Source organism: Chroococcidiopsis sp. (genome assembly GCF_051657925.1).
GTDB lineage: Bacteria > Cyanobacteriota > Cyanobacteriia > Cyanobacteriales > Chroococcidiopsidaceae > Chroococcidiopsis.
Genome location: NZ_JBOFLP010000091.1, coordinates 1 through 7,983 on the forward strand (window position 1 = coordinate 1; position 7,983 = coordinate 7,983).

The following is a 7,983-nucleotide window of genomic DNA, read 5'->3' on the forward strand; positions in this document are numbered from 1 at the left end:
TTAAAACCGACTGGAATTGATGCTTCAATATCCAAACGGATTTTTTTCAACTTGCCTTCTAATTGTTCGGCATGATATGGAGTTTGAATGGCAGCCATGCCACAACCAATATCTACCCCTACAGCCGCAGGCAAAATTGCATCTTTAGTTGCTACAACCGAGCCGACTAAAGCACCCTTACCTAAGTGGACATCGGGCATCAATGCAACATGTTTAAATACAAATGGTAGCGATGCCACGTTTTTCGCCATCTGGGTTTCTTCATGTCCTAAGGCATGATTTGCCCAAGAAAGTACGGGTGCTGGTGTATTAATTTCTAGTTTTTCGTATGGCATATTTTTAGTTAAAAATTAAGGCAAAATAACTGATGTATCGATCGGAGCGCACATCTGTGCGCCCCTACAGAATACTTTTGTTTTTGATTGCCAGATTGACTATCTCTACAGGGGAGATTACTAACTTAGCTTACGCAAGTTCATTTTGTATAATACATCATACTACAATAAGATTACAATAAGATAATCCTTACAAATATGGCTGCGAGGGCGGGTTTGTTAAATAACCTTGTCAAACTTTTGCTGCATGAATATGGCGATAAGGACGGGTTTGTGAAACCGCTTCGTTTCTGACATAAATCTTGGGTGAAACCCCCCCCTACATTGGTTACTGGTCACTGGTCACTGGTCACTGGTCACTGCTCGTGCGCTCCCTGCTCCCCGTTCCTACTAACCATCGATGTACAATTACCATCACTAGGGCTAGAGGCATCATTAAGACAGGAATAATTTCCAAACTAGTACGGGAGGCGATCCAACCTACTGCACTGGGCAAACTGGCTGCACCCAAACTAGCGACACTCGACACGAAACCGATCGCGGCTGGGACTAATGCGGAAGGTATCCGTTGCGGTAGTAGGGCAATTGTTGCCGGATAGATTGCCGCAAACCCGAAACCAATCAGCGGTAAGCTCAAAGACAGGTTTGGTACTAGCCACCAAGACAATAAACCAATACTCAGCACCACTAGAGAAATATCCAACGTGCGGACTGCACCGAGTCGTCGCATGAGATATCCCAAACTCAAACGCCCAATTGTCAGTCCCAGCCAGTAAGCGCTAATGCTGTATCCGGCAACTATTGGCGGGATACCGCGACTGAGATTTTGCACCGAGTAAGCCCAGTTACCCACACAAACTTCTGCACCCACATAAACCATCAATAGCAAACCCGTCAGCAGGACGGCAGGTGTCTGTAAAGCAACGCGAAGATTAGCCTTAGCACTCGTCCCAGAAGCATTGATTTTCTGCGTCATCGGTCGATAATTTTGGACGATCGCTATAGTCACCGCCACCACCAACAGCCCCACCACTCCTGCAAATACCAAATAGATCGATCGCCAATTCAACCCAAAAGCTAGTAGCGAAGTGGCGATCGTGGGACCTAACAATGCACCAACTCCATAAAAAGCGTGCAACATCCCCACGAGATGGTTAGTGCGTGGGTTATCCACAATAAAAGTATTAATGCCAGCATCAATTAAGGCAATTCCCAACCCTAGAAGCACGCCAGCCGCTACCATTACCGACCAAAACGGGTTCAACGCATATACTATCAGCGCCCCCATCAGCAACATTGCCGCTACCAACAGCATCCGCGCCAATCCCAAACGGCTGCTAATCAGACTACTAGAGAACGCTGCCACAACATAACCACCCGTCTGACTGATAAACAGCAGCGTCACAGTTGCCGGATTTAAATTGTATGCCTCCAGAATCGAAGGTAACAAAACCCCCAATCCCGCCTCTGCCACCGCGATCGCCACAAAAGCATAAAAGGCGATCGCCACCCCAAGCCAAACCGCCTCTTTCCCAAAATGCGATCGCTTCACATTTTTGCCTAACACCCGCTTATCACCCATATCTCCCCTGCATTTATTTGGCTTACGGGCGGGTTTTCACCAAAGATTCACTGTTTCAGTGGTCGATCTATTCGCTAAACCCGCCCCTACAACTTCTGACTTCTGCCAACTTGGGTACGGGCGGGTTTTCACCAAAGATTCACTGTTTCAGTGGTCGATCTATTCGCTAAACCCGCCCCTACAACTTCTGACTTCCTCACGCCTCTGCTAACAACACCCTTAACTCAACCCGATCGCCATCCATCACCTGTTGTTCGATCGCCATCCCTACCAGAGCAGGTACGATCGCATCCGCCTCAATTAAATCTGCTGGCTGATAAGTCGTCGCCACCGCCACCACAATCATTCCCGCTGCCCGTGCCGCTTTGACACCAGCCACAGCATCCTCTACTACCAGACAGCGTTCTGGTGCAACACCCAACCTTGATGCTGCTTTGAGATATCCTTCAGGATCGGGCTTACCACGGCTAATATCATCTGTCGTAATCATGACTTTGGGAACGGACAAACCAACATGACGCAAACGGTTGGTGGCGATCGCCTGCGTCCCTGAGGTGACAATTGCCCATTGCCGCTCTGGTAATGAATTCAGTAAATTTGCTACTCCTTCCACTTCCACCACGCCAGCTAAATCCTCCGCCTCACGTTGCAGAAACGCTCTCCCTTCTTCCTCTGCGATCGAGTGCGGCGCAACTTCGCGAATTGTGTCTATCGCCGGACGACCGTGAGAGATTTTCAAAATTGCCTCTGCATCTAAACCGTGCTGCTGCGCCCACCTACGCCAATGTCCTTCTACAGCTACATTTGAATTAACCAATACACCGTCGAGATCGAATAGGACTGCCTCACAGTCGAAGCTTTTCATATCTTTTTCTCCAACAGAGATGTTACATGGAACGTCTCTACACACATAACGTCTCTATAATGCTAATTTGTTTGTTAGAAAAACAAACTTACTGAAGATTAGAAAAATGACCGCAGATCGACATTCACCATCGATCGCCACCAATACAACACTGTTAAAACAAATCAACTATGCCCGCATTTTGGAACTCCTTAGATGTCGTGCGCCAATGACTCGGGCTGAGATTGCCCGTGCCACAGGACTGACGCGATCGACTGTTACCGTAATTACAGCCGAATTAATCTCGCAGGGCTTAATTCGAGAAAGCGGTGAAATTATCGCGCCTACTGGAGGAGGAAGACCAGGAGTTGGATTGAGTTTGAATCCCGACGGGGCATTTTTTATTGGTGCGGCGATCGAGTACGAACAGCTAACGGTAGTGCAGTTGAATTTAGCTGCCCAAGTTGTCAACCGCATTCAAGCACCGCTAATAGGTAGTCGAGAACCAGAACTTGTCCTCAGCCAACTCGTACAATTAGTTGAGCAAGTGCAGCAGTCCGATCCGATGAAACAAGAGCGATCGCGAGGAATTGGGCTAGCCATCCAAGCAACCATAAACTTAGCAGGTGTGGTCATCTACTCGCCATTTTTGCAGTGGGTAGGTGTAGATCTACGCCGCTATCTTCAACCTCACATTCAATTGCCTTTGTTCGTAGATAATGACGCGAACGCCGCCGCTTTAGCAGAGGTGTATCTAGGTAGTGCCATGCAGTGTCATAGTTTGCTCTATCTATTAATTAATAAAGGGATCGGGGCGGGAATCGTATTGAACAATCGCGTCTTTCGCGGCGCTTATGGTACTGCGGGGGAAGTCGGGGCAATTTTACCAATGCCAACTGGCTGCGGAGATTTAGGCACATTTGTCGGTAGAGAGGCGTTGCTGCAAAACTATCGCCAACGGGGAGGACAAGCAGGAGAAATTAGCGATTTGGTCGCACATTTCCGCCAAGACGAACCCCTCGCCCATGCGGTTGTGTCTGAATGGGTGCAGATATTAGGCTGGGGATTAATCAACTTAGCAAATATCCTCAATCCCGAACGAATTGCGATCGGTGGACCGCTAACTGTATTGGTTCCTCACGTTAAAGAGGAATTGGAGTCAATGTTGCGAGACTGCGTACCTGGTAATGGTAATGGTGGATTTTTCAGCGATCCGAAAGCCCGTTTTGACGTGTCTGCCTTTGGCGAAGACGCAGCAGCAATTGGTGGGGCTGTACTTGCCTATCAGTCACTCTTTCAAGTTCCCGATTTAGTTTTGTTAGCTGGATAATTTCGGGAGCAGGGAGCAGGGGGAAAAGAGCTGAGGGAGAAAAAACAACTAATTACCCATTACCACTCTTTACTGATAACTGAAACAATGTATTAAAATTTGTAAATAGAAACAGCAAGTCACGATCGTCCCTTAGCGAGGCATACTTATGGCAGCGCGTCAAGATACAATTTGGGAACAGTTCTTAGCGCCTGTCGTGCGTTTATTTATTGACGAAGAGGAGTTAAGGCGATACGCCCGTAGTATAGATTGGGAGAAAGAAAGCGATCGCTTTCGCCGTCCAGAGGTCAAGGTTCCCGTATACTACAGCAGTCAAAATTTTCATGGAATTAAGGGCGGATATCTTAATTCTGGTGCAGCTGTTTCTTACGATCCAATTACTCAATACGTCCTGCTACCTAATGAAACTCTAGTCCGTCAAGGATTGCTAGAACGTATTCGCGTTAAGCCAAGCAGAATTATAGATTTAGGCTGCGGTACTGGTTCCACGACGCTGATGTTAAAACAGGCTTTTCCCCAAGCAGAAGTTATCGGCTTAGATTTATCGCCATACATGCTAGTCAGGGCAGAAGACAAAGCCAAAACCGCAGGATTAGCGATTAAGTGGCTGCATGGAAATGCTGAAGAGACTAAACTACCAGCTGCCAGTTTCGATCTGGTGACGATATCCTTGTTATTTCACGAAACACCAGTACAGGTGACTCAAGCAATCTTGCAGGAAAGCTTTCGATTGCTTAAAGCAGGCGGCGAGGCGATCGTTTTGGATGGCAATCAGCAGACTTTACGCCATCTCGATTGGTTGAATAATGTGTTTGAGGAACCATACATTCGAGAATTTGCGCAGGGAAATTTGGATGTCTGGATGGGTAAAGCAGGCTTTGCAGCAGTGCAGACTGATGATGTGTGGTTAGTCAATCAAGTAACTCGTGGAATTAAGCCTTTGATGCAGGAGACAGGAGACAGGAGACGGGAGACAGAAGAAGATATGGTAATAACAGAAGAATGGATTCCGGCTCCTGGGTATTAAGGTAATAATATAATATGGCGTTAAAGGCAGTTCTATTTGATTTTAATGGCGTTATTATCAATGACGAACCGATTCATAAACAACTGATCGAACAGTTATTAGTTGAAGAAAATTTACGTCCAATTCCGGGGGAGTTTGAGGAAGTTTGTCTAGGGAGAAGCGATCGCGTTTGTTTAGCTGAATTGCTCAAACGTCGAGGTCGATTTGTGAGTGAGACATATTTACTCCAATTAATGCAGCGCAAGGCGCAGGCATACCAGCAAGAATTAGAAAAGATCGATAAACTCCCTACATATCCTGGTTTGGAAGATTTGGTTTTTCAATCGCGGGCGAAACAGTTAAAATTAGCTGTCGTCAGCGGTGCAATGCGATCGGAAATTGAATTAGTTTTGCAGCGTTTGAATCTGACACAATACTTTTCTGTATTAGTTGCTGGCGATGATATTACTACCAGTAAACCAGAACCAGATGGCTATTTGTTGGCAGTAGAACGCCTCAACCAACTCTATCCCGAACTTCGGTTGCAGCCAAGAGAGTGTATTGCGATCGAAGATACTCCAGCAGGAATCCAAGCAGCGAAGACAGCAAAAATTCTGGTTGTTGGAGTTGCAAATACCTATCCATTTCACATGATGCAACGTCAAGCAAACTGGGCTGTAGATTACCTCAACCAGTTAGATTTGGAATGGGTGCAACAAGTACTTTCCAAATCTAACTCACAAGCCACCGTCGCTGAATGTTAAAATACCAAGTGGCATATAGGAATTTGAGACTAACAGTCCAAAATCTAAAATTAGTACGGGGAATTAGCTCAGTTGGTAGAGCGCTGCGATCGCACCGCAGAGGTCAGGGGTTCGAGTCTCCTATTCTCCATCGCCGGAAACCCTCTTTGTGAAAGGGTTTTGTAGTTTATAAGCCTGACTTTGTTGACCGATTCATTCTCAATAAGCAACCCAAAAATGGGTACAGATCGAGATATCTAGAGCTGGAATTGAGATAGGATTGAGATAATTCAATCGGGGGCTATTAATCATATGGCAAGGGTTTCGGACGCTACGAAGAAACCAGATGAGATAAACCCAGGTTCTCGATCTTTATCTCAATTCGTATCTCAATCTCAACAAAAGAAAAAGGCAGCTAAGGGTACAGTTGTAGTTCAGATATTCAAGGAACGTCTGCGTTTATTGTGGAGCTACGCGGGAAAGCGTTACTTTCTCTACTTGGGACTACCCGATAGTAAGACGAATCGAATCGTAGCTGACCAAAAAGCTAGACAGATAGAAGGGGGCATGGCTACGGGTAATTTTGACCCAACCCTGAAAAAGTATAAATTTGAAGCCGTGTCCAGACGAAGCCAGATATCAGCAGTTGCTCTGTTTGAACAGTTTACAGGGAGTAAAGCTAAGTATCTCGCAACTCCGACTCTAGCCAAATATGCTGCGATTGTCGGGTATTTCAAGCAGTGCTTTGGAGACAATCCTGCAAGTGCGATCGCAGAGGTTGATGCAGAAGCCTTCACCGATTGGCTGTTAACTCAGATTGAACCAATTACAGCAAAAGATAGATTAGCTCTAATTAAGGCTTGCTGGCAATGGGGAATCGAGCAAGACTTGATTGAATCTAATCCTTGGAAAGAAATGTCCAAGCGCATCAAGCCCGCACCAAAGCAACCGCCTAAGCCTTTCAGCCGTGAAGAGATGGGGGCGATCGTTCATGCTTTCAGAAGCGATCGCTACTACCATCACTATGCTGACTACGTAGAGTTTTTATTTGGAACAGGTTGCCGCACAGGTGAAGCAATTGGATTGAAATGAAAACACGTTAGTAATGATTGCTCAACTGTATGGATTGGTGAAAGCTTGAGTCGCAAAGTGAGAAAGACCACCAAAACCAATCGCGCCAGAACGATCGCCCTAACACTCAAGCTACAGGCAATATTACTAGCTAAACGACCTGCTGAATTTGACCCAGAGGGATTGGTTTTTACTGCTCCCAAAGGAGGAGCAATTGATGATAACAATTTCAGGAATCGTGCCTGGAAAACAGTACTCACTCGTTTAGAGATTGACTATCGTAAACCTTACACTACTCGTCACACTCTCGTTAGCCATGCTTTAGATCTTGGAATGAACCCAGTTGTGGTTGCTCAACTAACGGGACATGACGTGCAGGTGCTTTTCAAAAACTACGCTGGCAACGTAAACTCTAGACCTCGGCTGCCAGAACTTTGAGTGCCACAAAAGTTGTGTGACTTAATCTAAATTTTATTAATTAAGCCCGACCTCAGTTTTACTATCTAACTGAGGCTTTGACATTTTTTACAAGCTATTTGCATTTAATTAAATAATATATAACTTCAGAAAGAAATTGGTTCTCTAGATAAAGTAACTCTAGGGAAAATAAATATTAGTGGATATAATTAGCTCAGAAATAAAATAAATGATTCAACGTTGCTTGTACTGAAGTAAGCAGTAGTTTGCCAAGCTGCTAAGTAGTTTCGATTGTTGCCTTTATACTAGACGATCGACCATAAGATACGTAGAAGTGGATACAGCAATTCCCCTAACTTACGTACTACTGACATTTGTAGATATTATTAGTTCTGTACTCAGAAGGAAGTCATCGATTTTTGGTATTCAGAATACTCGCTTTATAGAGGTTAACTAGAAATGATAATAAACCACTTGACTCCTCAAGATTCTCCCATTTCTGAAATTTGGATTAATAAACATATTGCGGCAAAGATTCTTGGTTTATCAATCCATACTCTAAAAAAACTTCGCAGTGAAAAAGCACGTCCAGAGGATCGTTTGCTTGAGGGAATTCACTTTGTACGTTATGGAAAATACTGTGTAAGATACAATG

8 protein-coding genes, 1 tRNA gene and 1 pseudogene are annotated in these 7,983 nt (G+C 45.2%); 7 read left to right on the top strand and 3 right to left on the bottom strand.

The features are described from left to right. From ACRC32_RS06920 to ACRC32_RS06930, 3 genes are all read right to left on the bottom strand, one after another. The coding region (locus ACRC32_RS06920) for an RtcB family protein (RefSeq protein WP_438553277.1) at positions 1 to 335 on the bottom strand (335 nt) is incomplete at its 3' end. A 349-nt stretch (positions 336 to 684) separates the two neighbouring features. Further along, entirely contained in the window at positions 685 to 1,917 is a 1,233-nt protein-coding gene (locus ACRC32_RS06925) for an MFS transporter (protein ID WP_438553278.1), read from the bottom strand. 196 nt (positions 1,918 to 2,113) lie between these two features. Beyond that, the gene (locus ACRC32_RS06930; protein WP_438553279.1) at positions 2,114 to 2,782 is read right to left on the bottom strand and encodes an HAD family hydrolase; all 669 of its coding nucleotides are present in this window, start codon (positions 2,780 to 2,782) and stop codon (positions 2,114 to 2,116) included. Positions 2,783 to 2,888: 106 nt separating this feature from the next. On the opposite strand from ACRC32_RS06930, the gene ACRC32_RS06935 reads away from it, so the two are divergent. The 7 genes and pseudogenes from ACRC32_RS06935 to ACRC32_RS06965 form a co-directional block, all read left to right on the top strand. Continuing rightward, on the top strand, positions 2,889 to 4,091 hold the full coding sequence (locus ACRC32_RS06935; RefSeq protein WP_438553280.1) for an ROK family protein: 1,203 nt from the start codon (positions 2,889 to 2,891) through the stop codon (positions 4,089 to 4,091). A 148-nt stretch (positions 4,092 to 4,239) separates the two neighbouring features. Next, on the top strand, positions 4,240 to 5,118 hold the full coding sequence (locus tag ACRC32_RS06940) for a class I SAM-dependent methyltransferase (RefSeq protein ID WP_438553281.1): 879 nt from the start codon (positions 4,240 to 4,242) through the stop codon (positions 5,116 to 5,118). 14 nt (positions 5,119 to 5,132) lie between these two features. After that, positions 5,133 to 5,861 carry an HAD family hydrolase gene (locus ACRC32_RS06945; protein WP_438553282.1) on the top strand — a complete coding sequence of 243 codons (729 nt, stop codon included), beginning with the start codon at positions 5,133 to 5,135 and terminating at the stop codon, positions 5,859 to 5,861. Between the two features lie 57 nt (positions 5,862 to 5,918). Next, a tRNA-Ala gene (locus tag ACRC32_RS06950) sits at positions 5,919 to 5,991 on the top strand. Between the two features lie 161 nt (positions 5,992 to 6,152). After that, positions 6,153 to 6,932, top strand: coding sequence for an Arm DNA-binding domain-containing protein (locus ACRC32_RS06955; protein ID WP_438553283.1), 780 nt, complete (start codon positions 6,153 to 6,155; stop codon positions 6,930 to 6,932). Between the two features lie 33 nt (positions 6,933 to 6,965). Further along, positions 6,966 to 7,349 carry a site-specific integrase gene (locus ACRC32_RS06960; RefSeq protein ID WP_438553284.1) on the top strand — a complete coding sequence of 128 codons (384 nt, stop codon included), beginning with the start codon at positions 6,966 to 6,968 and terminating at the stop codon, positions 7,347 to 7,349. A 438-nt stretch (positions 7,350 to 7,787) separates the two neighbouring features. After that, positions 7,788 to 7,983, top strand: a pseudogene (locus ACRC32_RS06965) (hypothetical protein); the annotation flags it as partial.